19 protein-coding genes are annotated in these 24856 nt (G+C 60.8%); 11 read left to right on the plus strand and 8 right to left on the minus strand.

What is annotated here, in order from left to right; genetic code table 11:
• Window positions 1–25: 25 nt before the first annotated feature.
• Both AWB65_RS36375 and AWB65_RS18820 read left to right on the plus strand, forming a co-directional pair.
• Window positions 26–256, plus strand: coding sequence for a hypothetical protein (locus tag AWB65_RS36375; protein ID WP_159907683.1), 231 nt, complete (start codon window positions 26–28; stop codon window positions 254–256).
• A 262-nt stretch (window positions 257–518) separates the two neighbouring features.
• Window positions 519–2507, plus strand: coding sequence for a hybrid sensor histidine kinase/response regulator (locus tag AWB65_RS18820; RefSeq protein ID WP_159907706.1), 1989 nt, complete (start codon window positions 519–521; stop codon window positions 2505–2507).
• Window positions 2508–2668: 161 nt separating this feature from the next.
• Here the strand turns inward: AWB65_RS18820 and AWB65_RS18825 are convergent, their stop codons facing one another.
• Window positions 2669–3346 (minus strand): GntR family transcriptional regulator, encoded by a 678-nt coding sequence (locus tag AWB65_RS18825; RefSeq protein ID WP_087668573.1) that lies wholly within the window; start codon window positions 3344–3346, stop codon window positions 2669–2671.
• A 216-nt stretch (window positions 3347–3562) separates the two neighbouring features.
• On the opposite strand from AWB65_RS18825, the gene AWB65_RS18830 reads away from it, so the two are divergent.
• Genes AWB65_RS18830 through AWB65_RS18845 form a run of 4 tightly spaced genes read left to right on the plus strand, consistent with a single transcriptional unit; the run spans window position 3563 to window position 8246 of the window.
• Window positions 3563–4861, plus strand: a complete 1299-nt coding sequence (locus tag AWB65_RS18830; protein WP_087668574.1) for an MFS transporter — start codon at window positions 3563–3565, stop codon at window positions 4859–4861.
• Window positions 4862–4912: 51 nt separating this feature from the next.
• Window positions 4913–5641 (plus strand): maleate cis-trans isomerase family protein, encoded by a 729-nt coding sequence (locus AWB65_RS18835; RefSeq protein WP_087668575.1) that lies wholly within the window; start codon window positions 4913–4915, stop codon window positions 5639–5641.
• A 12-nt stretch (window positions 5642–5653) separates the two neighbouring features.
• Window positions 5654–7060: a dihydropyrimidinase gene (hydA, locus tag AWB65_RS18840; protein ID WP_087668576.1), complete on the plus strand. Its 1407-nt coding sequence runs from the start codon at window positions 5654–5656 to the stop codon at window positions 7058–7060.
• 10 nt (window positions 7061–7070) lie between these two features.
• Window positions 7071–8246, plus strand: coding sequence for a serine hydrolase domain-containing protein (locus tag AWB65_RS18845; RefSeq protein WP_087668577.1), 1176 nt, complete (start codon window positions 7071–7073; stop codon window positions 8244–8246).
• A gap of 177 nt (window positions 8247–8423) precedes the next feature.
• Here AWB65_RS18845 and AWB65_RS18850 read toward each other — a convergent pair whose 3' ends face one another.
• Complete coding sequence (locus tag AWB65_RS18850) at window positions 8424–9551, minus strand: MBL fold metallo-hydrolase (protein ID WP_087668578.1); 1128 nt, start codon at window positions 9549–9551, stop codon at window positions 8424–8426.
• Window positions 9552–10178: 627 nt separating this feature from the next.
• On the opposite strand from AWB65_RS18850, the gene AWB65_RS18855 reads away from it, so the two are divergent.
• The 4 genes from AWB65_RS18855 to AWB65_RS18870 all read left to right on the plus strand — a co-directional run bounded on the left by AWB65_RS18855 (window position 10179) and on the right by AWB65_RS18870 (window position 15147).
• Entirely contained in the window at window positions 10179–11063 is an 885-nt protein-coding gene (locus AWB65_RS18855; protein ID WP_087668579.1) for a hypothetical protein, read from the plus strand.
• 25 nt (window positions 11064–11088) lie between these two features.
• Entirely contained in the window at window positions 11089–12516 is a 1428-nt protein-coding gene (locus AWB65_RS18860; RefSeq protein ID WP_235007675.1) for a TldD/PmbA family protein, read from the plus strand.
• Window positions 12513–13853 (plus strand): metallopeptidase TldD-related protein, encoded by a 1341-nt coding sequence (locus AWB65_RS18865; protein WP_087668581.1) that lies wholly within the window; start codon window positions 12513–12515, stop codon window positions 13851–13853. Before AWB65_RS18860 ends, AWB65_RS18865 begins: the two co-directional genes overlap by 4 nt.
• 166 nt (window positions 13854–14019) lie before the next feature.
• Window positions 14020–15147 (plus strand): YbdK family carboxylate-amine ligase, encoded by a 1128-nt coding sequence (locus AWB65_RS18870; protein WP_087668582.1) that lies wholly within the window; start codon window positions 14020–14022, stop codon window positions 15145–15147.
• A gap of 42 nt (window positions 15148–15189) precedes the next feature.
• Here the strand turns inward: AWB65_RS18870 and AWB65_RS18875 are convergent, their stop codons facing one another.
• The 4 genes from AWB65_RS18875 to AWB65_RS18895 all read right to left on the minus strand — a co-directional run bounded on the left by AWB65_RS18875 (window position 15190) and on the right by AWB65_RS18895 (window position 18459).
• A complete protein-coding gene (locus AWB65_RS18875; protein WP_087668583.1) occupies window positions 15190–15522 on the minus strand; it encodes a cupin domain-containing protein in 333 nt (110 codons plus the stop codon).
• Between the two features lie 416 nt (window positions 15523–15938).
• Window positions 15939–17540 carry an FAD-dependent monooxygenase gene (locus tag AWB65_RS18885; protein WP_087668585.1) on the minus strand — a complete coding sequence of 534 codons (1602 nt, stop codon included), beginning with the start codon at window positions 17538–17540 and terminating at the stop codon, window positions 15939–15941.
• A gap of 149 nt (window positions 17541–17689) precedes the next feature.
• Window positions 17690–18055 carry a VOC family protein gene (locus AWB65_RS18890; RefSeq protein WP_087668621.1) on the minus strand — a complete coding sequence of 122 codons (366 nt, stop codon included), beginning with the start codon at window positions 18053–18055 and terminating at the stop codon, window positions 17690–17692.
• A 17-nt stretch (window positions 18056–18072) separates the two neighbouring features.
• Window positions 18073–18459, minus strand: coding sequence for a VOC family protein (locus tag AWB65_RS18895; RefSeq protein WP_087668586.1), 387 nt, complete (start codon window positions 18457–18459; stop codon window positions 18073–18075).
• 388 nt (window positions 18460–18847) lie between these two features.
• Between AWB65_RS18895 and AWB65_RS18900 the strand changes: the two genes are divergently transcribed.
• Window positions 18848–19909, plus strand: coding sequence for a DMT family transporter (locus AWB65_RS18900; protein ID WP_087668587.1), 1062 nt, complete (start codon window positions 18848–18850; stop codon window positions 19907–19909).
• 2759 nt (window positions 19910–22668) lie between these two features.
• Here the strand turns inward: AWB65_RS18900 and AWB65_RS18905 are convergent.
• Together AWB65_RS18905 and AWB65_RS18910 are read right to left on the minus strand one after the other, a co-directional pair.
• A complete protein-coding gene (locus tag AWB65_RS18905; RefSeq protein ID WP_087668588.1) occupies window positions 22669–23646 on the minus strand; it encodes a ParB/RepB/Spo0J family partition protein in 978 nt (325 codons plus the stop codon).
• Window positions 23643–24851 carry a ParA family protein gene (locus AWB65_RS18910; protein WP_087668589.1) on the minus strand — a complete coding sequence of 403 codons (1209 nt, stop codon included), beginning with the start codon at window positions 24849–24851 and terminating at the stop codon, window positions 23643–23645. Before AWB65_RS18910 ends, AWB65_RS18905 begins: the two co-directional genes overlap by 4 nt.
• Between the last annotated feature and the right edge of the window lie 5 nt (window positions 24852–24856).

The raw sequence follows: 24856 nt of genomic DNA on the forward strand, positions 1-24856 counted from the left end.
CCAGGCAGCTTGAGGCGCGACTCCGATGCGCGCAACCGTCACGTACGCGCTTGCGTCTTCGGGGCCATTGCGCCGAGGCATCTTCCCCGATGCCGGTGGCAATTTGAACCCGGACTTCCCGGGCGGCGTCGTTGTTGGCAAAGAACTCGTCCACCGCGTCGCGCAGACCATTGGGTTGCCATTCACATCAAACGGCGCATCGGGCAGCGCCGTCAGCCCGGGCGAGACAGGCGCGACGAAGAGCCTGGCAAAGTAAGGCCCAAGGAGAAACGGGACCGCCGCGTAAAAAGTCTCGCCGAGGATACGCGTCTCCGGATGTCCGCCCAGACTCTTGGGCGTTCCGCTCTCGCCGCCTACCGCCTCCAAAACCACTTCCGCGCCGGCCAGCGCCGCGGATAGAACCTTCTTTACGGCGTTTTAGCAAGCCGCATAACTCGAGACCTTGCGTGCAACGCCCGCCGCTACGCCTTATCCTGTCAAGAATGATCTCCGACCCCAACTATTCCGCTCGAGAACGTTTGCTTCAGACAGAGAACGAGCGCCTGCGAAACGAACTCGTCGCTCTTCACGCTTCCCACCAGTCAACAGCATCGAACGCATACGCCGCCCTCGGCGCACGTGAGCGCGACCTGTTCTGGCAGGTAAGCCACGACATGCTCGGCATCGCCGATACGCGCGGCGTCTGGACAAGCGTGAATCCCGCCTGGACCACCGTGCTCGGCTGGGAAGCGGACGAAATTCTCGGAAAAACATCCGAGTGGCTCGAACACCCTGACGATCGGCAAAAGACGCGCGACGAGGTCAAACGCCTCGCTGCAGGCAAAACCACGCTCACGTTCGAGAACCGCTATCGAACCCGCGCCGGTGACTACCGCATTCTTAGTTGGCGCGCCGAGCCGTTCGACAACCGGTTGTTCTGCGTCGCTCGCGACGTCACGCGCGAACGCGAACACGAACTCGCTCTGAGCGATTCCATGGACTTCGCCAGGCTCGCGCTCTCCGCGGTGAGTGGCGTCGGGGTATGGACCTACGATGTGGCAACCGATCGCTTCTTCTGCGACGGGGCCATCTCGGAACTGTATGGCATCGATGCGACAGTGGCGCTCAATGGCATCGCACGCACGGCATTCCTCGCGAACGTCCATGAAGGCGACCGCGCCGCCTTGCGAGCGACGATGGAAGGCGGCCTCGAGCGCAGCGGCGACCTGGAACTCGAATATCGCATCGCTCATCCCGACGGCTCTACCCGATGGGTACTGTCGCGCGGCCACACGTACTTCGATAAAAGCAACAACCCGGTGCGCCGCACGGGCGTCGGCATCGACATGACGCAGCAGCGGCGGCTCGAAGACCAACTGCGCCAAAGCCTGAAGATGGAAGCCGTCGGGCAATTGACGGGCGGTCTCGCGCATGACTTCAACAATCTGCTGCAGGGCATCACCGGGCCGCTCGAATTGATCCGGCGCCTCGTCGAGCTGGGTCGGACGAACACGCTCGACCGCTATATCGACATGGCGATGTCTTCGGCCCAGCGCGCCGCCGGACTCACGCGACGCCTGCTCGCGTTTGCGCGCAGGCAGCCGCTCGACCCGAACTTCGTCGACGTCAATGAACTGGTTCAGGGCCTCGAAGAGCTGCTGCGCAGAACCATGGGTGAATCCATTGGTATCGGGTTCAAGCTGGACTCGCAGCCTTGCTGGACCCGTTGCGACGCAAACCAGCTCGAAAGCGCGCTCTTGAATCTCTCGATCAATGCACGCGACGCGATGCACGAAGGCGGCGGCACGCTGACGATCGAAACCTCGCGCGAGCGGGTCGACGAAGAGCAGGCGGCCACTCGACACGACGTTCCAGCGGGCATGTACGTTTGCATTGCGGTAAGCGACACGGGCGCAGGCATGCCTCCCGACGTGCTGAGACAAGCGTTCGAGCCATTCTTTACCACCAAGCCGCTCGGCCAGGGCACGGGCCTGGGACTATCGATGGTGTATGGCTTCGCGGGGCAATCGGGCGGCTTCGCTGCACTCGAAAGCGAAACGGGTACGGGCACGACCGTCCGGCTTTTCCTGCCCGAGCGGGACGGTCAACTGGAGCAGGCTGCCATAGAGGGTCCCTCGCAAGACGCAGGTCTGCCCGAAACGAAATCGACCGCGACCATCCTCGTCGTCGAAGACGATCCGGATGTAAGAGAGCTCGTGATCGAAGTCCTGAGCGAGCTGAACTTCACTGTGCTGCACGCGTTCGACGGTCCGTCCGGGCTCAAGGCACTGATGTCCGACACGCGGATCGACCTGCTGATTTCCGATGTCGGCCTGCCCGGCATGAACGGTCGCCAGATGGTCGATGCCGCACGATCGAAGCGCCCTGCGTTGCGCGTGCTGTTCACGACGGGCTATACCGAACTGGCTTCCGCACAAGGCGAGTTGCTCGACGAAGGCATGCAAATGATCACCAAACCCTTCAGTATCGAGGCAATCGTCAATCGCGTGCAGGGTTTGCTCGGGTGACGATCTATCTCCTTTTCCAGATCGCCGGCTTGCTCCCGCGGCACTTGCGCACGAGTGAGCGCAATCACGCGCCGGGGCGCCTGACTCTAATGTGATGGGATCGGTGTCGCCTCACGCTGGCGATTCAGACGCTTCATGAGTGCCCGCAACGGCCAGGGTGCCTAGATCGACACTTCCTTGCGCGCCAGATCTCCGGCAGGCGCATCGCCTCGCGCGCGCATCAATACGGCGAGCACTTCGCGCGCCGTGTTCTCCGAATGCTCGCGCAATATGCGCGGCAAGTCGCGACGCTCAGCGTCTTCGAGCGCAGCCAGAATGGCCTCATGCTCGCTCGCGGATTCGGCCCAGCGCAGCGTATCGGCATTGGCCGCGCCGCGCGCGCGATGCACCTTCGACATCAGCGTCGAATAAATGGCCGCGAGCACCGGATTCGCCGCAGCGTCGACGATCATCTGATGGATCTGCTGATTGAGCCTGAAATACTCCACGCGCTTGCCCGCCTCGTGACATTCGACCATGCGCCGGTGTTTCGCCGCGATCGCCGAAACCTGCGAGTTCGTCACACGCTGTTGTAGCAGCTCGCCCGCCATGGTTTCCAGCCCGTGCAGCATCTCGAACGTAGCGACGAGATCGTCGAGATCGATCTCGGCCACGCGATAACCGATGTACTGCCTATGCGTGACGCGCCCTTCCGAAGTCAGCACCTTCAACGCCTCACGAAGAGGTGTCTTCGATACGTCGAACGCGGCGCTCAACTCCTTTTCGTCGATTCGGGCGCCGGGCGGCAATTCGCCCTCGTCGATCATGACGCGCAGGCGCGCGGCGATCTCCGCAGCCATGCCGCGGGTGCGCAAAAGGAGAGGGCTTCTAGTGGTCTGGTTCATCGCAGTGCAAGCTTATCACGAACTTGGTGAAAACCCTGCACCGCCATCGTGCAGTCTATTTTTCAATAAAACCAAGCGTTTACACTGTTTGTAATTATAAATTTCTAATCCTATACTCTGCTTCACGTTGCGCGACGTCACGAAAACATCCGTCTATCCTGGAGCCCGTTCATGTCTTCAACATCCGGTGTTGCCGCAATGGCGGTGGGAAGGTCCACCGTCCGCTGGAAGATTTTCGTCGTCATGCTGAGCCTCATCGCGATCAACTACATCGACCGCGCGTCGCTCTCCGTCGCGATGCCGCTGATTTCAAAGGAGTTCAACATCGGCCCGGCCATGGAAGGGCTGATCCTCAGCTCCTTCTTCTGGACCTACGCGGTCATGCAGATCCCGGGCGGCATGCTCGCGGACCGCTTCAAGCCGCGCATCGTGATCGCCATAGCAACCGTTTTCTGGGGCTTCTTCCAGGCGATTGCCGCCGTCTGCACGAGCGCGCCGGGCCTGCTGCTCACGCGTCTCGGGCTCGGCGCGTCGGAGGCGCCCATCTATCCGGCGGGCGGCAAGCTCAACGCCATCTGGATGACGCAGACCGAGCGCGGCCGCGGTGCCACGCTGCTCGACGGCGGCGCGCCGCTCGGTGCGGCGCTCGGCGCCATCATCATCACGGGACTGATCGCGATGCTCGGCTCGTGGCGTATCGCCTTCGCGGTGGCGGGCATCGGCACGGTGCTGGCGGGCATCCTCGCGTGGTTCTACATTCGCAATACGCCGCGCGAGCATCCCGGCGTGAACGAACTCGAAGCCGAATACATCGAGGAGTCGCACGCACGCGACGCCGCGCTCGAACCGCCGTCGCTCTCAGGCCGCTCGAGCGATTTCTTCAAGTACCGCTCGGTGTGGTGCATGTTCCTCGGCTGGATGTGCTTCAACAGCGTGTTCTACGGCTTGCTCACGTGGATGCCGAACTACTTGCATATGGTCCATGGCTTCGACATCAAGCAGATGGGCGGTTCGAGCTTCATCATCTTTTTCAGCGGCTTCGTCGGCGAACTGCTCGGCGGCTGGATCGCCGACAAGTGGAAGGCCGCGGGCGGACGCCCCAATGTCGTGATGCGCACGCTGTTCAGCATCGCGGCGATCATCGCGACGGTTTCGATCTTCTCGGTCGCCTACGTGACCAATCCGGTGGTGGTCGTCGCCCTGCTCTCCACCACGCTCTTCTTCCTTCGCTGGTGCGGTTTGTACTGGTGCATTCCGTCGTCCATCGGCACACGCAACAAGATCGGCTTTCTCGGCGGCGTCATGAATCTCGGCGGCAACATCGGCGGCATCGCGGTGCCGATCATCGTCGGTGCGATCGTGCAATTCACCGGCTCCTATTTCCTCGCGCTGATGTTCTTCGCGGCAGCCGGGATCGGCCTGCTCGTATGCTCCAGCGCCATCGATTACGAAAAGAAGATTCCGGTATGAACGGGACTCACGCAACAACGCTTCGCTCAATTTCACATTAGAGACATCACGATGAAAAAACGCACTCTGCTCGGCATGCTCACGCCTTCGTCCAACACGTCGCTCGAACCGCTGACGAGCGCGATGGTCGCGGGGCTCCCCGACGTCTCGGCGCACTTCGCGCGCTTTCCGGTCACGGAGATTTCCTTGAGCGACCAGGCGCTCGGCCAGTTCGACGATTCGAAGATCCTGCAGGCAGCCGAACTGCTCGCCGATGCCAAGGTCGACGTGATCGCGTGGAACGGGACGTCGTCGGGCTGGCTCGGCTTCGAAGCCGACGAGCGCCTCTGCCGTCGCATCACGGAGGCGACCGGCATTCCGGCGACGACCTCCGTGCTCGCGCTCAACGAGATCCTGAAGAAGACCGACGCTCATGAATTCGGACTCGTCACGCCGTATCTCGACGACGTGCAGGAAAAGATCATCGCCAACTACCGCAGCGAGGGCCTGAACTGCATCGCCGAGCGGCATCTGAACCTGAAGGTGAATTTCTCGTTTTCCGAAGTGCAGCCCGATGAAATCCGCCGCATGGTGCGCGAAGTCGCAAAAGACAAGCCGCGCGCGATCTCGATCTTCTGCACGAATCTGAATGCCGCGCATCTCGTGCCCGAGCTGGAAGAAGAAACGGGCATTCCGATCTACGACACCATCACCACGGTCGTCTGGAAATCGCTGCAGCTCGCCGATTACGACACGCGCCGCGTGAAAGGCTGGGGCCGTCTTTTCAGCGAAGTCATCTAAAGGAACGAGGCCATGCACAACGATCTGGATTTCGTGATCCGTCACGCCGACGTCGTCACCGCGTCGGACCGCTTCACCTGCGACATCGGCATTCGCGACGGTCGCGTGGCCATGCTCGGACAAGGCTTGCCCGAAGCGCCGCGCGAACTGGATGCAAGCGGCATGCTGGTGCTGCCGGGCGGCGTCGACGGCCACTGCCATCTCGATCAGCCGATGCCCGACGGCTTGCGCATGGCCGACGACTTTCTCACCGGAACGCGCTCGGCGCTTTGCGGCGGCACGACCACGGTGATTCCGTTTGCCGCGCAGGCGAAGGGGCAATCGCTGCAGGCGGCGGTGGACGATTACCATCGCCGGGCGGAGGGCCGCGCGCTCATCGACTACGGTTTTCACCTGATCGTCGCCGATCCCACGCCGCATGTGCTCGCAGAAGAGCTGCCGCGTCTGATTGCCAGCGGCTACACGTCGTTCAAGGTCTACATGACTTACGACGACCTCAAGCTGAACGATCGCCAGATGCTCGACGTACTCACGGTCGCCCGCGAACATGGCGCGCTCGTAATGGTCCATGCAGAGAACTCGGACTGCATCGGCTGGCTCACCGAGCGGCTGCTGGGCAGGGGCATTCAGGCACCGCACGCACACGCGCTCGCGCGGCCCGCCGTGGTCGAGCGCGAGGCGACGCATCGCGCGATCGCGTTCGCGGAACTGGTCGACGTGCCGATTCTCATCGTGCACGTATCGGGCGCCGATGCGATCGAGCAAATCCGTTGGGGGCAGTCGCGCGGCCTGCCGATCCTCGCGGAGACGTGCCCGCAGTACATGTATCTGACGGCCGACGATCTCGGCTGCGGCGAATACGAAGGTGCGAAGTGCGTATGCAGCCCGCCGCCGCGCGATCCCGCGAATCAGAACGCGGTGTGGAAGGCATTGCGTCAGGGCGTGTTCTCGCTGGTGTCGTCCGATCACGCGCCCTTCTCGTACGACGATCCTCAAGGAAAAAAACCGGGCGGCAAGGAAGTGTCGTTCGAACACATTCCGAACGGCATTCCCGGGCTCGAGACTCGCTTGCCTCTGCTCTTCCGAGGCGTGAAAGAAGGACGCATCTCGCTGCATCAGTTCGTGGAACTGACCTCGCTCAAGCCCGCGAAACTCTATGGCCTCTATCCGAGAAAAGGCACGATTGCGGTCGGAGCGGATGCGGACATTGTCGTGTGGGATCCGGAGAAGCGCGTGACGATCGCCAATGCCTCGTTGCATCACGCCGTCGACTACACGCCCTATGAAGGCATCGAAGTGATCGGCTGGCCGCGCCATTGCTTCTCTCGCGGCGAACTGCTCGTGGAGGACGGCAGGCTTCTGAACGCCCAAGCGGGACGCGGACGGTTTCTCGCCGCAGGCAAACCCAATCTCGACTGAGGTGCAAAAAATGAAACTGATCCTGACTTCGGTGGCGGCGTCATTATTGTGCGTCGCCGCGCATGCCGCTGGCGACTCGTCGAAAGACATGCCCACGGTTGTGCCCGAATCGGTCGGCGTCGATTCTGCGCCGCTCGTGCACCTGTCCGAGTGGTTGCGCGCCGGCAAGATGGACGTGCGCAGCCTCGTCGTCGTGAAGGACGGCAAGATCGTGTTCGAGCGCTATGGGGACGGCCTCACGCGCGACAACAACTACGAGCTCTATTCGGTCACGAAGACTATTACGTCATTGCTCGTCGGTGTGCTGGAGGGGCAGGGCAAGCTGAGCCCGACCACCAGAGTTGCGCCGTTGATCGCGAAAGCGCGGCCCGATCTCGCGTCGCAACTCGCAGACAAGCAGGACATCGAGCTGCGCCACCTGATGTCGATGTCGAGCGGCCTCAGCTATCAAACGCGCGAAGGCACCGATCCGCTCTACTACGGCGCGCCAGACCGGTTGCGCGTCGCGGTGACGGCCCGCGCCGCGAAGGCGCCCGGTACGGACTTCGATTACATCGACGTGAATCCGGTATTGGCCGGCACGGCAGTCAGCGTCGCCGCGCACGAACGTGAGGACCGTTTCGCCGAAGCGAAACTCTTCAAGCCGCTCGGCATGTCGCACTACCGCTGGACGGGCGTCGACGAGACGGGCGCAGTCGCGGGCGGCTGGGGTCTGCGTCTGCGCGCAATAGACATGGCGAAGATCGGCATGCTGATGCTCGACGACGGTCGCTGGCAAGGCAAGCAGATCGTCCCGCAAGCATGGATAAGGCAGATGAAGTCGCCCTCGCCGGCCGCCGCCGACTACGGCTACTACTGCTGGATTCAGCACGTCGTCGAGAAAGGACAGCCGGAATTCGGCGCGATGGGCTTCAAGGGCCAATTCATCACCGTACTGCCCGCGCAGCATGCGGTCGTCGTGATGACGAGCCTCCTGCCGACGGATGGGGGCTTGCGTGATGCGACGTATCTCAACCAGTACCGTCACATGGTGAACGATTTCATCCTTCCCGCACTGACGCCATCGACCCGGCCGGTTGCGAGCGCATCCAAGACCGCAGCGCTGAAAGAAGAACTCGAACGCAGCAGCCGGACGCAGGGCGTGCCAGGCACCGCCGCTGCGTTCAACGACGCACCCGGGAGCTAGGCGCGGTGAGTCCGTCATCGGCATGCCTGGAACGCACGTCAATCAGACCGTTTGAACACGATGTATTCACCTGGTCCTTGCCTGCTTGGTCTCGGGACGCTTTATGAGCATTCGTTTCATCTGTCGGCGCTGGTCGAGCCGGTCCGTTCGATCCTTGGTGCGCAGCGGGCATCGCGCTCATGTTCCAAAGATGTACAGACTGCCCGCGTAAGATCGAACGAATTTATCGGGCATTTCCTTCTGCATCACCTCGATGAAGGTCTCTCCGGTGCAATGCATCGGAATGACGACATCGGGATTGATTTCTTTCAGGGCCGCTACGGTTTCGCGTACGTAGTCCACCTTGTGCGGCGCCAGATGGAATCCGCCCATCACCGCATGCACCTTGTCGATGCCGGACACTTCGACAGCCCGCTTTACCGAATTCACGACACCGCGATGGCTGCAAGACGTGATCACGACCAAACCGCGATTCTTGACGCTGAAGCAAGTAGCCAGTTCATGCTGAAAGTCGTCGGGCACGACCTTGGCAGTTTGCTTTTCCGCGGGGAGTTTGTCGGGATAGCAACCGATACCGTCTTTGACGCCGACCGTCATGCGCGTCGGTGCCAGTACTTTTTCGAACGATGTAGTCGGAATCGTGCCGGCGGTGAAAGCATGATCCGCCACGACAGAGGGATTTGGCGCGAAGACGATCTTCACTCCAGCGCCGAGCAGCGCATTTCGATCGAGATAGCCAAAGTCTTCCACTTTACCGGCGGTCCATTCGCGAGTGCAGAAGGTTTCTTCGCCGCCTACGTAGAGAGGAAGATTCGCGCGGAGTTTCCCCCGATTCTGTTTGAGAAAGCCGACTAACCCGCCGAAGTGGTCGTAGTGGCCATGGCTCAGGATCAGTGCATCGACAGATCGAGGCGAAATCCCGAGCATGGCGATATTGTTGTTCAACGCCTCCGGGGTGAATCCAAAATCTAGCAGGACGTTTCTCGTCTCATCGCCCCGTTTCGATTCGAGGTGCATCGCCAATCCGAATTCCTCAAGCAGGGATTTACCTGCCGGAGGCATACCGAAGCGCACGACCTCCACCTCCCCCACCTTCATATTCGGTGCGATAGCCAGGTGATAGCTATCTGTGACGACTCGCACCGCGAGACGATCCACTTCGGGCACAGGTGTGTTCAGCGCGGCCGCGCGGGCAGACTTGATACTGCCAGGCGCACCGGCGAGGAGCGAGCTGAACATCGCCGCTCCGCACGTGCATAAAATATCGCGCCGGGAAACCCGCGACGCCTCGGAACCTTGTGACATGGTTGCCTCCTGTCGAGACCGAAGCGAACGGCTCTGACTTGGCGCAATCGGTTTGCGCCGACCGTACGCTCGTTGAGCGCTTTGCACGGCAGTCTGGGTTCACCGGCGTCTAGAGGAGAACGTGAACGCGGCGTTCCCTAAAGGAGCATTCCATCAATACTAGCGGCTCAGTATTCAATTGGTTGCTGCACTGTGACACTGACGCTGGTTTATGTGCCTCGATGATCTATCCAGCGGGGATGGCGCCAATGCTGCGGCGCGTTGGCGAAAAGCGAATCGCCTCGCTAACTAGTTAAGTGATGAACTCTGCGCAGGCTGCAAGGGTTTCCCGGTGGGAATCTGACATTTGCTGCTCGCACGGGGTGATGTGATCCACGAGCGCCTCCAATGCTGTTGAGCAACTGAAAGATGCCAACAGGCAAGATCTCGTTGTGTTGGATCGGGACACCATTCAGCTGCCCTGGGGCACGACCCCCAGACCCTATCCGGGCGATTGAACGGCTCGCCGCTCGCAAACGACCAGAAGTGATGCACGCTGCACCGATTCGACCGGTCGCCCGTGCAAGTACAATGACTCCGTGAACGCGCGTGCATCGGCGCACTCCCTGCAGGCGCAACGGAGACACCATGACAGGTCCGGCGAACAACCAATACGAGCGCTGGCAGGAACAGATCGAGCAGGATCTGAAGGCGCGCGTCAAGACACACCAGCACGACGTACTGCAGGCGAAAGCGCTGCACGCTCAGCCCGCCAGCGCGCCCGCTCCGCTCATCCTGATCGGCGACGGCGACTCCTGGTTCGACTATCCGCTCCCGGACCCGCTCCACGCCACGGATGTTTTGCAGGCGCTCAGGGACACAGGCGACCCCGCCCCGATGATCCTCAAGCTCGCGCACTACAGCGACGCCACCACGACGCTCCTCGGCGTGACCAAGCGCAAACGCCTCATCGCCCAGTTACAGGACCCGGCCAACGGACCGATCGACGCCCTGCTCTTCTCCGGCGGCGGCAACGACGTGGTCGGCGACCAGTTCCGCTTCTGGCTCAACGACGCGAGCGCAGTCGGCAACAACCCTGCGCAGGGCGTCGATGCCCAGCGCCTCGGCAACATCTTCGGCGTGGTCGAGAGCGCCTATCTCGACCTGATCCGTATCCGCGACCAGTTCGCGCCTCACGCGCCGATTTTCGTGCACGCGTACGACTTTGCGATTCCCTCCGGCGTCTCGGCCTGCCATCTCGCGGGGCCGTGGCTGCGCCCTTCTCTCGTTGATCGTGGCTGGTCGGGCCTTGCGCCCGGCACGCTGATCGTGAAGACGATCCTCGTCGAGTTCCGCGCGATGCTGCAGCGGCTCGCGAGCGTCCCCGCCCACGACATGGTGCTGGTCGAAACGCAGGGCACGCTCGCGCCGGGCGACTGGGCCAACGAACTGCACCCGACTGGCGCCGGCTTCGCCAGAATCGCCGACCGCTTCAGGGCCGCGCTCGCCACGCGGTTCGCGAATCGCATATGAGAGACACGTACACATGCGAACCGATATGACCATCGATCATGTCAGCACGCTGGCAAGCGCGGCGGACTTCTACTCGGTGCGCTTCGTCGACGAACGCACCGACGATCATCAGGTGCGCAACGACGTCGCCCAGCCCGTGCGCCGCGTGCGCGACCGCGGCGCGATGCTCACCGCATGGCGCGGCGCCGGCGCGGGGTACGCAGCGACGCCCGACCTGTCCGCCGCGGGCCTGCAGGCGGCGCTCGACATCGCCACGCGTCGCGCCGGGTCGAGCACGCGTCTCTCACTCGTTGATCACCGGCACGCCGCGCGGCCGTCGCAAAGCGGCGTGTACGAGTCGCCGGGCACGACGACGGCGCTGCCGACACGGCCGGAATGGCTCGCGCGGCTCGCACACGAATGCGCGGCGGCACGGATCGACGCGCGCATCGTCGAGCGCATCGCGTCCGTGCAGGTCACGGAAAGCGATCAGATCCTGATCACCAGCGACGGCGTGCGCATCGAGCAGCGCTTCAGGTTCGTGATGCCGCAATTCACGGTCGTAGCGCACGCTGACGGCGATACGCAGGTCCGCACGCTCGGCGGCGACTACGGGACGATCGCGCAAGGCGGCGTCGAGATACTCGGCCATTTCGACTTCGATGGCGCGGGCGACCGGCTCTCGCGCGAAGCGCTCATGCTTCTCGCCGCACCGAACTGTCCGAGCGGCGCGCGCGACCTTCTCCTCATGCCCGACCAGATGATGCTGCAGATCCACGAATCGATCGGGCATCCGCTCGAACTCGATCGCATTCTCGGCGACGAGCGCAACTTCGCCGGATCGAGCTTCGTGAAGCCGGCATTCTTCGGCACCTATCGATACGGCTCGTCGCTCCTGAACGTCACGTTCGATCCCGCCTTGCCCGGCGAAGCCGCTGCCTATGCGTTCGACGACGACGGCGCCGCAGCACGCAAGCACTACCTGATCCGCGACGGCGTGCTCGAGCGCGCGCTCGGTGGCACGCTCTCGCAGCAGCGCGCGGGGCTCGCGGGCGTCGCGAATTCGCGGGCATCGAGCTGGAACCGCCCGCCCATCGACCGCATGGCGAACCTCAATATCGAGCCGGGCGCGAGTTCACTGGATGAGATGATCGCCGGCATCGAACGCGGCATCCTCATGCGCACGAATACGTCGTGGTCCATCGACGATCATCGCAACAAGTTCCAGTTCGGCTGCGAATTCGGGCAGTTGATCGAGAACGGCCAGCTCTCGCAGGTGGTGAGGCAACCGGGCTACCGGGGCATATCGGCAACGTTCTGGCAGAGCCTTGCCGCTGTCGGCAACGAGGACACGCGCGGCGTGTTCGGCACCGCGATGTGCGGCAAGGGCGAGCCGATGCAGATCGTGCGCGTGGGCCATGCGTCGCCCGCGTGCGTGTTCAGCGACGTGGATGTCTTCGGAGGCACGCGATGACGGCCGGGACGATCGACTGGCAGCACCACTTCACGATGCTTGCCGATGCCATCGAGCACCGGCTCGCCGCAGGCGAAACGGCGTTGACGACGCTTGCCGCCGAAGAATCGGACTTCGTGCGCTTCAATGCAGGCAAGGTGCGCCAGATCGGCCACGTGTCGCAGGGCACGCTGACCGTGCGGCTCATCGAAGACGAACGCCAGGCCTATTCGACGCTCACGGTGTGCGGCGACGCGCAGGCGGATGGCGAGGCCATCGCCGAAGCGCTCGCCGCACTGCGCGAGGCGCTGCGCGACGCGAGCCCCGATCCTCATTTGCTCGTCGATACCTCGGCGTGGACGCAGACCACGCGGCGCCGCGGTACGCTGCCGGATATCGAATCGCTCTTGAGCGCGGTCGAAAGAGGCGCAGCCGGGCTCGACTTCGTCGGCTTTTATGCAGGTGGATCGATGGCGCGCGGCTTTGCTTCGTCGAGCGGCAGCCGCGGCTGGTACGCGGTCGACAACTTCAATTTCAGTTGGTCCCTGTACGACGCCAGCGGGCGCGCGCTCAAGTCCAGCTACGCGGGCGAGGAATGGAGCGACGAGACCTTCGCGACGAAACTCGAAGCGGCCGCCGCGCGCATACCAGTGCTCGCTCGCACGCCGCGCGCACTGGACCCGGGGCTCTATCGCGCGTGGCTGGCGCCAGCCGCGCTCGTCGAATTGATCGGCACGGCTTCCTTCACGGCGTTCTCGGCCCGCCAGCAAGCGACGGCGCGCAGCGAACTCTATCGACTCAATCGCGGGGAAATATCGCTGGACCCGCGCGTCATGCTGACCGAGGACCTTGATCTCGGCATCGCGCCGCGCTTCAGCGAAGACGGCTTCCAGCGCGAGACCGTGCCGCTCGTCGAGGCGGGCCGCAGCGCGCAGCAGCTCACGAGCGCGCGCACGGCCCGCGAATACGGGTTGCGCCCCAATGGCGCGCTCGCGAGCGAAATGCCGGTCTCGCTTTCGATGCAAGGCGGCGATCTCGCCGACGCCGACGTGCTCGCGGCGCTGGACACCGGGCTTTACATCGGCAACCTGTGGTACGTGAACTTTTCCGACCGGATGGATTGCCGGCTGACCGGCATGACGCGCTTCGCGACGTTCTGGGTGGAGCGCGGGGAGATCGTCGCGCCCGTCGAGGCAATGCGCTTCGACGACAGCCTCTACCGGCTGCTCGGAAGCGAACTTGAGCACCTCGGCGCCACGCCCGAGTTGCTCCTGAACGACTGGACATGGGGTGAGCGCTCGACCGGTGGCATGCAGCTGCCAGGGCTGCTCGCGCGCAGCTTCAGGTTGACGCTCTGAACGCCCGCGACGGCGTGCATGCAGGGTCGCCGATGTAGGGCGAACGCTTCATCGGCAGGCTGAGATTGGTACGCGCGTCCGCAAAGCGGGCCCGATTGACACAAACCAGGGCGCGTAGAATGAGATCGCTCCTTTGGGTCTCTACCGTCGTGCAAGAGGACATCCCATGCTGCAGCCATTTGCATCATCCGATTCGTTCACGATTGGAGTCGAACTCGAAATCCAAGTCGTCAATACCCACGACTACAATCTGACGAAGGCAACAACGGAATTGCTGAATCGAGTGAGAGAGGAGACGTTTGCAGGGGCAATCAATCCGGAGACGACAGAGGGAATGATCGAGTTGTCGACCGGCATTTGCAGGAATTTCGATCAGGCGAAGAGCGAATTGCTGACCCTTCGCGATACGCTGGTACGGGCCGCCGACTTTCTGAATGTCGGCGTCTGCGGCGGAGGCACGAATTTCTTCCAGAATTGGTACGACCAGCGCTCCGACGGACGCGAACGTTCCGAGTACCTGATGGGGCTGTACGGGGCGCTCTACCAGCAATTCACGATCTTTGGGCAGCACGTGCATGTAGGCTGCCCGGACGCTGACTCGGCGCTCGTTCTCCTGCATTCGCTTTCGCGTTACGTCCCGCACTTCATAGCCCTGGCTGCTTCGTCTCCGTTTGTTCAGCGAACCGACACGAATTTCCAGTGCGCCCGTCTAAACTCAATCGCCCCATTTCCCTTGTCGGGGCGAGCGCCGTTCGTGACCGAGTGGTCTGAATTCGAACACTATTTTGATCGCATGACCAATACGGGTCTCGTCAAAAGCTTGAAGGACTTTTACTGGGACATTCGTCCGAGCCCAGGGTATGGCACCGTCGAAGTACGTGTGATGGACACGCCGCTACGCGTCGAATGGGCGGCCGCGATTGCCGCTTACATCCAGGCGCTTTCGCGGTATCTGCTGGTCGAGCAGCCTTTGCGCCTAAGCGAGCAGGATTACGACGTGTACCGGGCGAACCGGTTCATGGCCTGCCGCTACGGGTTGGATGGAACATGCGTGAACCCGGAGACGGGGAGTCGCGGCCCGATCAGAGGCGAAATTCTTGCCACCTTGGACGCGATCGCGAGCCATGCGCAAGTTCTGGGCGCGGAGGAAGGCCTGGATATCGTCAGGCGTACGGTGACTTCCGGTTTGAGCGATGCCATGCGGCTACGCCGTATCTATGGCGCGCACGATTCGTTGCATGAAGTCGTCCGTCAGCAGTGTCAGATATGGCGTGGTGCGCAGATTCCGGACTAGTCGTTGTATGTGCGTGGACGCAGCGATGAACCGGCACTCCATTCAGCGTTCGTGATAGATCGCAAGCCAGACGGTTTGCTCTTCGGCATGCGTCGACGCAACCCGATGCCGGCAATGCGGGTCGATCAGCACGTAGTCGCCGGGACGCATGTCGTGCATCGTCGCGTCTTCTTCGAACTCGAGCGCGGCCGAACCCGACAGCAGCACGACCCATTCGGCGCGCGAGTCGTCGTACCAGAACCCTTCAGGACTCGCATGCCCCATCGACACGATCCGCTCCACGTTCAGGCGCTGCCCCGTGATGAGCATGTCGATCCGCTCTTCGTCGCCGCGCTTCGCTTCGACGCTGAACAGGTTACCCGTTTGAAGTTGCATGGCTCGACCTCACGTCAACTTTCGCGCCATAGGCGAAGGTCCGTCGAGCAGCGCCGGGAACCACTCGCTGATCGTCGGAGGAATGTGCATGTTCGCGTTCGGCGCACACACGGTCATGATATATCCAGTATCGCCGCGCCGATGACCCTGGCCGAACTGGACGAAAGCGTGAGCTCGTCAAGCTGGCGGGCGGCCTGTTGACGGCCTGCATGAACGCTCCGGGATGAAGCCGTCAGTGCCTCCGTTGACGATCGCGATCCGACCAGCGTTACGCTGCGCAAGACTCGATGGATGCGCAAGCGCGCTGATCGTCAATCCTTATTCATGGCGCAACGCGTCTGAACATCCATCGCGATCGCTCGCACGAGCGAGCCGTGCGAACTGCTCGAACAACGTGTGCGTCGATTTGTTGCCCTTCAGCCTCGCGCGAGCGCTTGCGTGAGCCAGCGAATCATTTCCGGGACCGAGCAGTTCGCGCTCCGGTAGCCGATGTGACCGTCGGGCCTCACGACCCATATCATTCCGTTGCGCGCGCCGAAAGCGGTAGCGAACTCGCCGGCGGAATCGGTCAGGATGGGGAAATCCTCGTTGTCGCCAAATGACTTGGTCACGCCGGCGATCAACGCCGCGCCCGCCGCCGTATCGAAGGCTGCGCGCAACGCTTCGGCGGCAGCACTGAATGCGGCGACGCGCGCGCCGTCCGCATCTTCATCGATGAAACCGATGAGTACGTGGCGTCCTCGCCCGATGTGTGCTTGCAGGCGTTGCGCGTGTCCGACGAAACCCTGCCGCAAGCCGCCGACCTCCGGTACGCGATCGCCTGGCGCCGGCAATTCAGCCGCGAGTTCCGGGCATGTGTCCGTGACGATCTGGCTGTCGCGATAGCCGACGAGCAGTTGCGTCTCGCGCATGGCGGGCTTGATCTCGCCGTGTGCGAGCACCGTGTTGAGCGCGCGGCTAGTCGACTCGACGACATCCAGCCCGACCGGGCGCCGCTCTGCCTCGTAACTCGCCAGAAGCCCAACGCCCGCCAAGCCGCGCGCCGCGAGCGCCAGTTTCCATGCGAGGTTGTGCGCATCCTGCAAGCCGGTGTTCATCCCGAGCCCGCCCACGGGTGGATGAATGTGCGCGGCATCGCCCGCCAGAAAGACGCGCCCGCGCGCATACGCCTCCGCAATGCGATGACTCACCCGATAGACCGACGACCAGCGCATCGAAGACAAGCGCGTTTCTTTCGGCAAAATGGGCAACACGATACGCTGGATCTCGTCGAATTCAGGCGCTGTGATCTGCGCGAGCCGCGTGGCGTCGGCGGACGGCAGTACCATCGAGAAACGATAGCGGCGCACCGATCCTCGCACGGGCAATGCAGCGAGCGCAGTAGCGTCCTGCGTACTCGCGCCCATCACGTTGAAGCGATACATCGGGCCGCGCGGCAGATTCCAGTCGACGTCGAGATCGGCGAGCATGAAGGTCTGCGGGAACTGATCGCCTTCGAAGCCCAGGTTCAGATGACGCCGGACAGTGCTCCGCGCCCCGTCGCAGCCGACGAGCCAGCGGCAGCGCAGCTCACGCGTCTGGCCTGCGGCGTCTTGCAGTTGCGCACTGACGCCGTCGACGTCTTCCCTGAAGCTCACGAGGGTCGAGCCGTATTCCACGTGTCCGCCGTGTCGCGCGAGCGTCGTTTCCAGAATGCGTTCGGTCTCGTACTGGGCGAGCGATAGCGCGCCATACGGCAATCCTTCGCGCGGCACTTCGACACGGAAGGCGGGCTCGCCGTCCTGGAACGTCTCGGCGCCCGTGAGCCACACGCCCGCATCAATCGCCTCGCGTGCAATGTCAAGGTCCTCGAAGACTTCGAGTGTGCGCGCCGTGACGCCCAGCGCCTTGACGAAGAACGCACGGCCGGCGCGTGTCTCGATCACGCGAGCATCGATGCCGCTGCGGCGCAACTCAGTCGCGAGCAGCATGCCGACGGGGCCGGCTCCGATGATCAGCACATCCGTCGTTTCTGACATGATGCGAGGTCCTCCGATGTCTCACTTCGTCAGGTGCAAGCGCGCACGTCCTGGGCGCCGCGAATCTCACTATCTGTTGCACACAGGATAACCGCGTCAGGTCAAACCGTGGCAAGTCTCCGAGGTTTTTGGGTCGTGAAAGGCGTCTATTAGCCAGTCGCGAAGCTTCGGCTCGATATGGATATCGAGTTGCCGTCCGGGTCCTTCGCATTGGCGAATCTATAACCGTCCGCTTGACGGGACGAACCGAACTCGAGACCCTGTGTCGCGCACTGGGCTTTGAAAGCCTCGATGTCCTCGATGTCGAAAACAAGCTTGACTGTGACTTGACCCGTCTTCACGCTCTTCGCTGCCTTATGCACCATGAGAATGACGCCTCCATGCGGTGAAATCAACTCGGCTATTTGATCATCGGGTTGGAGCTTGCATTGGAACCCGAAGTGTCGCGTGTAGAAAGCACAAGTGGTTTGCACGTCCTTCACATAAAGCAATATTCGATTGAACGATGGTCGCATGTTTTCCTGATTCAAATTTACGGTCGCGCGAGCTCCTGCCCGATCATCATCCGGTGCCCATCAGGCGTACCGACTAGAAACTCTCGCATACCATGTGGTTTGTCGGCAGGAGGTTGAAGGATGATGGCACCACGACTCACGAATTCGTCGTGAAGTGCATCCGCGTCGTTTACCTTGACGTAGCCAAAATAGCTGTGATCTCCGGTTGCAGACGGTGCCATTGCGTCCGGGCAATGACCCATCATGATGCGCACAGCGCCCCTCGACGCGAGTTGCCAACCAGATCCTTCGGGCCACTCAAGGCGAAAGCCGAGTGCGTCACGAAAGTATGATGCACTTCGCTCGAGGTTTGGTACCGCAAGAACGAACGAAAACGAACGCAGATCGGAAACCGTTTCAGGCATATCAACAACTCCATTCAATGCAGTGCAATTCAAACGAGAGCAGTGTAAGAACACTTCCGGTTCAATTATTGACGATGACAGCGCTCGCGTTGTCCGACACTGCTTCCAGACTGCAGGCGGCAACGGGCTTCGGCCAAGCTTGGTGAGATCCGGCTGAGCGCGGCGTCGGACTTGCCTCGGAACTTTGGGCCAAGCGCCGGTCTGCGAAACGACCCGGCAAGGCAAGGATGGGAAGTGCAACGTCGCGCGGTCAGGACGATACCGTGTCAACTTCTGACGCTTTTGAACGCATCGTATTCCGTAAGCTTGCGGCAGTATCTTATTGAATGACGCTCGATTTGCTGCACAGGGCCAACGAAGCGATCCAACGATATGGAGCTTCCTCGCAATGTATAGCCGTCACCAAGCTGCTTTTACAGCTCTTCTCGCAGCCGCGCTATTCGGCGCGACGACGCCGCTCGCCAAAACACTGCTAGGAACGCTCTCGGCTTTCATGGTCGCGGGCTTGTTCTATCTTGGCAGCGGCCTTGGACTGGCCATCGCAATACTCATTCGACGTACACGCCGAACGGAGGCTGCGAAACAAAACGAAAGTCGTATCCAGAGGGCTGAAATACCCTGGCTCATCGGCGCGATAGCCGCAGGCGGCGTTGCCGGCCCCGCGCTGCTGATGCTCGGCCTGAGTACGACGCCAGCGGCAAGCAGTTCCCTTCTGCTGAACCTCGAAGGCGTATTGACGGCGGTGATCGCCTGGGTGGTGTTCCGCGAGAATGTCGACGTGCAGATATTCCTCGGGATGGTCGCGATCGTGACCGGTGGAATCGTGCTTTCGTGGCAGCCTGGCGACGCTGGCGTCTCGCCGGGAGCGCTGCTGATCGTCGCAGCCTGCCTTGCGTGGGCAGTTGACAACAATCTGACGCGAAAGGTGTCAGCGAACGACGCGATGGTCATCGCCTGCCTGAAAGGTCTTGTCGCCGGCTGCGTCAATCTGTGTATCGCGTTGCTCCTCGGTGCGCATCTCCCAAGTGCCGGGAGAGCGGCGGCGGCCATGCTTACCGGCTTTGCTGGCTATGGCGTGAGCCTGGTTCTCTTTGTCGTCGCGCTTCGAAACCTCGGTACCGCGAGGACCGGGGCATATTTTTCCGTTGCACCCATATTCGGCGTGGGGCTATCTCTCGTTCTCTGGCCCGAGTGGCCGCCGCTGCCTTTCTGTATTGCAGCAGCGCTCATGGGCCTGGGGATCTGGCTACACATTCGCGAGAGGCATGAGCATACGCACATCCACGAGGCACTTGCTCACAACCATCGACATCGGCATGACGAGCATCATCAGCACACTCACGACTTCGAATGGGACGGAAGGGAGCCACACACTCACCCTCATCGACACGCGCCTCTTACGCACGCGCATGCGCATTTTCCCGACATTCATCACCGTCACATTCACTGACGATGGGAGGCAGCCCTCGCTCCTTGTGTAATCACCTTCGCCGCGTGCGCGGCGGCATCGCTTTCGGCGGCTGGCTGCAGGGAGCTAACGCATAGCGGCTATACCGGAAACGTTGAGTAGCGCCCTTCCCTTTGCCGAAAACCGCGGCTAGGACATCGGGTCGCGGTGGCGCACGTTTTGTCATTCGGGAGGATTCACCACCGACGATCACCGGATTGGCAACAGCGCCCTCGACAAACGGATCTGTGTGCCGCGTTGGTTTTAACTTTTTGACTAAGCTGGACAAATTCAGTATATCGATTCTTGGATGAGCGTCCGGCGATTTTGCTCATCAGCCAATTGAGCCCTATAGCCTGTCCAACAGATACCTTGAACAAGCAGCAACAAAACGTCGAACGACGCGGCGACATGCGTCACGTCTATGGCATTCCCGAATCGGCGCCTTTTACGGAGACCGTTTTCAGGCGCCGACTTCTGAAGATTTGCGAAATCGTCCGAACCTGGTGACCGTCAGTTGTTCGCCGATTGCCTGAACGTCGCTCGCAAATGACACAGCGCCTCGGATGCAACGATTTCGCGAAAGCGTACGAATCGTGTTTAGCGACTCGACAGACCACCTTGCACTTGCGCTTGTCCAAACTGTGCTGTGCATGCTTCTGCTTCCCTGCGAGTGCCCATCTATGCTGTAGACGGTGAAAGGTGCTGTCTGTGTTGGAGACGCTTCTATCCTGGCGCCAATATTCAGCAAAAAGTCGGCAATCTGGCGAACGACTATTCCCGCTTGCGCACGGTTTATTTTGGATTGAGGCTCGGCATTCCAAGCGGAAGCAGAAATGCTCGAAGCCTCACTAGCGGCGTCCGCCAGTTTTCGTGGGATTGAGGAGCCGGCCTGGACGATAATCGAATGGATCACGTCCCGATTTCGGACGATCTGTTTTCATACTTTTTTCCGACAAGCGACCACGCAGAGAAATGTTGATTTCGCCCGACCGCGTGGGCGGTTGCGCTGATTAGCAGCACGGGAACTTCCACACCGACTCGGAATAAGATTTGCACCTTCGGCCTGACTGCGCGTCTCTGTGCTCAGCCCTCGCAGAGCGTGCGTCACGCGCCTCGACCAGACTTCCCTGGATTCCTTGGCTCATGAACAAGACCGTGTCAAGAAGCTAATCGACGTCTCCCATTACGGGCATTGATTTATGGCGCATCGAGACCACGAGTTCGAAGGAGGGCCCGGCACTAGCATGAATAGGCTTTTCCTCAAGCAGGTTCCGCCTGGCGATGTGTCGGCACCGCCGATTCCCATTTTCCAGCGAGAGGGATCCCGGCGTGCCCGCTCTCAATCTGATGATTCGGCCTCGGCGCATTCAGAGCGACTCAACCTTTTCGAAAGCGTTTTGAATTGCTCGCCGATCTTGATGCAAAGGTTGGAACGTATCGGACGCTACAGAAGGTGTGTTGCGCCCTACAGCTTCCGCGCAAAAATCGGCTAGACGGGCCGCATCTTCTTTAATGACGAATTCTTTGCCACTACACAGCTTTTTACCGTGAAACAACTTGCGAATCGTCGTATAAACTGTTGATTTTAAACATTTTTGTTAACTGATGTAAAACTTTATGATGTTCCACGGATGCCATCCCTCGTCGTTGCATGTCGGTGTACCGATTGCGCGGCGTCGACCCCACTCGTATTTGGTGGCTGACATCTAGTCAGCGTTCCATCAGCCTGCTCAGCGTGCCGAAGCGGCTGCGGGACAAACACTACGTGTGCGCATAGCATCGCGTCCCTGCGAGGGGCGGCGGGCGGCCAATCAACTCATCGATTCGGTCCGCGGCTGGATAGCCAATGCGAGTCCATGAGTGAGGAAAGCACGTTGCGCAAAGCTATTCACTTGGCTGTCATGCAACCGCGTTCAAGTAGGCGCACCCAAGTGCGTCGTAATAACCCATCGCAATGGGGTGCGGAGGCAGACGTCCGAAGGCCACTCGAGAAGTTGGACGGACCTGTTTGCGCGGCGCCGCATACTCGCCAAATGTCGGCTTTTCGTTCGCTTCCGATCGAACTCCGAGCGTTACCTCCACTCCAGGACGTGGAGAGAACCCTGTCGTCTAGCCACCAGCAGGGTAGACGCGCGGCGAGATTCGTCGTCCGTCTGATGTACTTGAAACCTGAAGGTGATGACTAGGGGCGACGCACGTTAGGGCGTCGGCGCCCTTGCTCCGCTGGGCCAGATAACCTGAATTTATTTTTTTGATTCTCTTCATTCCTGGCACAGTTCGGCGACTCTCCACGCGCTCAAATTCGCTCTGGGGTGCACAGGCCGTACGCAGCGATCAATAACGGGTCGTTGCTCTCATCTACTGAACGGCGCCCGAAAAATGATGGTTTGCTGAGACGTGTCGTTATATCAGCATCACTCGGTTGCACGTCGATTTAATTACTCAGGAAATGCCAACGATTGGATCGAGAACTCGCCTGTTGCGGCGGATATTTCTTGCTGAAGGTCGGGACACCGCGTCTTGACTAATTTGACTTTGCGTCAGCTGACGCCTTACGCGTGAGATGTCGACTGCGATTACGCACGTCGCTATGGAATGTCGTCGCGGGATGACTAGTTGCCCAGAGTGTCCCAACTCGGGACACTCTGGGCAACTACATCAAACGAGGCGCGGAATACGAATGAAGTGTCCCAACTCGGGACACTCGCAGATGAACCCGCTGGCGCGAGATCATTCGAATCAGACCGTCGCGTCCGCAGTCAAGATTCTTCACCGTCTGAAAACAGTCGCGCGACCAGTTCTCGAATCTGCTTTTCTTTATCCGCAGTGAGCATTCCGGCCTTGATTTTGACCGTCAGTCCAACCGAGTCTTTTGTGATCGAACCAGCGTGGGCACCCCCTGCAAATATCTTGTCGATATTGCGATCACTAACGCCTGCGATGGTCTTGCCGTCCCCGGCCAAGGCGTGTTTGATCGCTTTTCCGAGCTTTAGCTGATCGAGATCGCCAGACACTACTTGCGACCACAGGCCTCTTGCAGTGCCAAGCGCACCGTCGTTTTGTCCGCGAAGTGCAGAGACAACGCTCTCCGCAGCCGTGGCGCCTAGCAGCCGCGGCTGTACGTCCAAGTCCTGAACGACGAATTCAGGGAGTTCGCCAAAAGACAGATAGCGATAGAGTTCAGAGCGCGAAATTCCCAGCGCCTCCGCCATCCGCTTTCGATTCGGAAATTCCTTTTCAGTCCGCCGGATCGACCGCGAGATTTCGTAATCGCACAAATCTTCACGAGCAACATTCTCGACGAGGGCGAGCATTGCCATCTCTTCATCGGAGAGATCAACAACCAACGTCTTAATAGTGTCTTTACCGATCATCTTGTGCGCACGCCAGCGGCGCTCGCCGGCGACAATTTGATAGACCGCGCCAGCGCGGCGGACCACAATCGGCTGGACGAGCCCGGCTTCGCGGATGGACTCCGCAAGCTGCGCAAGCTTCGCATCGTTAAAGACCTGTCGAGGTTGCCACGGATTCGGAACGATCTCGGAGACCATGGCCTCCGACGCGGAGCCAGCTTTCTCGAGTTGTACGATTCGCTGTTGCGCAGTCGCTAGGGCGGCAGCCATTCCAGGCGCCGTTCGCGGACTGACAGACTTCTCCTGTTGCGGATCGAGCTGAATATCTTTCGCTGCTCGTACCTCAGCGGTCTTGCTCATCATGCGGTCGCGAAGGCTGCTCATTGTCCGGCCCTCCATTGGGCAACGTATTGTTCGTCGATCCACTTACAGTAGTCGACCATGGGTTGTTTCACCCGCGCTAAGGTTTTCGCCACTGTCTCCGCGCGCGACAGGTCGAAAACTGTCGAGAACGCCAAGGCGCCGTTGCTCATGACGGAACTCGCCGGAATCTCGATCGTATGCAGCCAGTCGCCATAGGCGCGTTGGGACCAGGAGCGAACGACCGGCGCCGAAGAAGTCGTCCCGTAATCCACTCTTGAGAGCAGCACTGAAACGAAGTCGTAAGTTTTATCGACCTCGTGCTCGACAAAGCCGTTCGCCACTTCCGCGAACAACGACCAAAACGATACTGACGAAATGAAATCGAGACTCTCGGGGACGAGCGGCATGACCATTGAATCGGCCGCCATCAGACCATTGAGCGTCATATAAGAAAGCGAAGGCGCGGTGTCGAGGATGATGTAGTCATATTGTGCGCGCAACGGCTCGATGCCCTTGCGCAGCACAGACCAAAACTCGAAGTTCTCCTGCGTCTTCTGCGCCGTGGGAAGATGAAATTCGGCGTCGTGCAAATAATTATGGGCCGGAATAACATCGAGCCCGTCCCAATAAGTGCTTTGCACCTTTGATGCGAGCCCCCCCTCAAGCGCAGGATCGTAAATGAACGGCAGGACGGTATCCTCCCACGTCACGTCTTTCTCCGCGTACAACCCACACAGTTCCGACAGCGATGCCTGCGGGTCGAGGTCGATCATCAGAACTTTCCGACCACGCAGGCTCAAGCCTTGGCCAATACACATGGACGTTGTCGTCTTGCATGACCCGCCTTTGAAATTGGCTGTAATCAAAACACGACCCCGGTGCTCGCGCGTGCCGGTGACGAGCGGAGTCTGGTAAATGTCGGATACTTGTTGCACCCACGCTCGAGCGTCTTTCAAAGAAAAAATCCGGGCGCGCCCGGTCCCGTGCGCTTCGCCGGGTGGCAACTCGCTGCCTTCCTTTGTTGCCAGATAGTTTATTTTTTGACGGTCTAGGCCACACATTTCCGATAGCTCGCCTATCGTAAAGACGGGTGCATTCTTCCTGGGCCTCGGTGCGAGGATCTGGTCGCGAAGTTCGTTTGTCATAACCGACAAGCGTTCGGCGAACTCTCCCAAGTTTGAGAGTTTCACCCTTCGGTTAATCCCGGGGAGTTCACTTAGGTTCATTCGCG

The sequence above is a fragment of the Caballeronia humi genome, assembly GCF_001544475.1.
GTDB classification, from domain to species: Bacteria; Pseudomonadota; Gammaproteobacteria; order Burkholderiales; family Burkholderiaceae; genus Caballeronia; species Caballeronia humi.

What these genes read in the sequence shown, in the direction of transcription:
- AWB65_RS18835 (WP_087668575.1), top strand. Translation starts at nt 4,913, where the DNA reads ATGAAAAAACGCACTCTGCTCGGCATGCTCACGCCTTCGTCCAACACG.
- AWB65_RS18870 (WP_087668582.1), top strand. Translation starts at nt 14,020, where the DNA reads ATGCTGCAGCCATTTGCATCATCCGATTCGTTCACGATTGGAGTCGAA.
- AWB65_RS18825 (WP_087668573.1), bottom strand. Translation starts at nt 3,346, where the DNA reads ATGGCTGCGGAGATCGCCGCGCGCCTGCGCGTCATGATCGACGAGGGC.
- AWB65_RS18830 (WP_087668574.1), top strand. Translation starts at nt 3,563, where the DNA reads ATGTCTTCAACATCCGGTGTTGCCGCAATGGCGGTGGGAAGGTCCACC.
- AWB65_RS18900 (WP_087668587.1), top strand. Translation starts at nt 18,848, where the DNA reads ATGTATAGCCGTCACCAAGCTGCTTTTACAGCTCTTCTCGCAGCCGCG.
- AWB65_RS18845 (WP_087668577.1), top strand. Translation starts at nt 7,071, where the DNA reads ATGAAACTGATCCTGACTTCGGTGGCGGCGTCATTATTGTGCGTCGCC.
- hydA (WP_087668576.1), top strand. Translation starts at nt 5,654, where the DNA reads ATGCACAACGATCTGGATTTCGTGATCCGTCACGCCGACGTCGTCACC.
- AWB65_RS18885 (WP_087668585.1), bottom strand. Translation starts at nt 17,540, where the DNA reads ATGTCAGAAACGACGGATGTGCTGATCATCGGAGCCGGCCCCGTCGGC.
- AWB65_RS18865 (WP_087668581.1), top strand. Translation starts at nt 12,513, where the DNA reads ATGACGGCCGGGACGATCGACTGGCAGCACCACTTCACGATGCTTGCC.
- AWB65_RS18910 (WP_087668589.1), bottom strand. Translation starts at nt 24,851, where the DNA reads ATGAACCTAAGTGAACTCCCCGGGATTAACCGAAGGGTGAAACTCTCA.
- AWB65_RS18890 (WP_087668621.1), bottom strand. Translation starts at nt 18,055, where the DNA reads ATGCGACCATCGTTCAATCGAATATTGCTTTATGTGAAGGACGTGCAA.
- AWB65_RS18850 (WP_087668578.1), bottom strand. Translation starts at nt 9,551, where the DNA reads ATGTCACAAGGTTCCGAGGCGTCGCGGGTTTCCCGGCGCGATATTTTA.
- AWB65_RS18905 (WP_087668588.1), bottom strand. Translation starts at nt 23,646, where the DNA reads ATGAGCAGCCTTCGCGACCGCATGATGAGCAAGACCGCTGAGGTACGA.
- AWB65_RS18895 (WP_087668586.1), bottom strand. Translation starts at nt 18,459, where the DNA reads ATGCCTGAAACGGTTTCCGATCTGCGTTCGTTTTCGTTCGTTCTTGCG.
- AWB65_RS18855 (WP_087668579.1), top strand. Translation starts at nt 10,179, where the DNA reads ATGACAGGTCCGGCGAACAACCAATACGAGCGCTGGCAGGAACAGATC.
- AWB65_RS18875 (WP_087668583.1), bottom strand. Translation starts at nt 15,522, where the DNA reads ATGCAACTTCAAACGGGTAACCTGTTCAGCGTCGAAGCGAAGCGCGGC.
- AWB65_RS36375 (WP_159907683.1), top strand. Translation starts at nt 26, where the DNA reads ATGCGCGCAACCGTCACGTACGCGCTTGCGTCTTCGGGGCCATTGCGC.
- AWB65_RS18860 (WP_235007675.1), top strand. Translation starts at nt 11,089, where the DNA reads ATGACCATCGATCATGTCAGCACGCTGGCAAGCGCGGCGGACTTCTAC.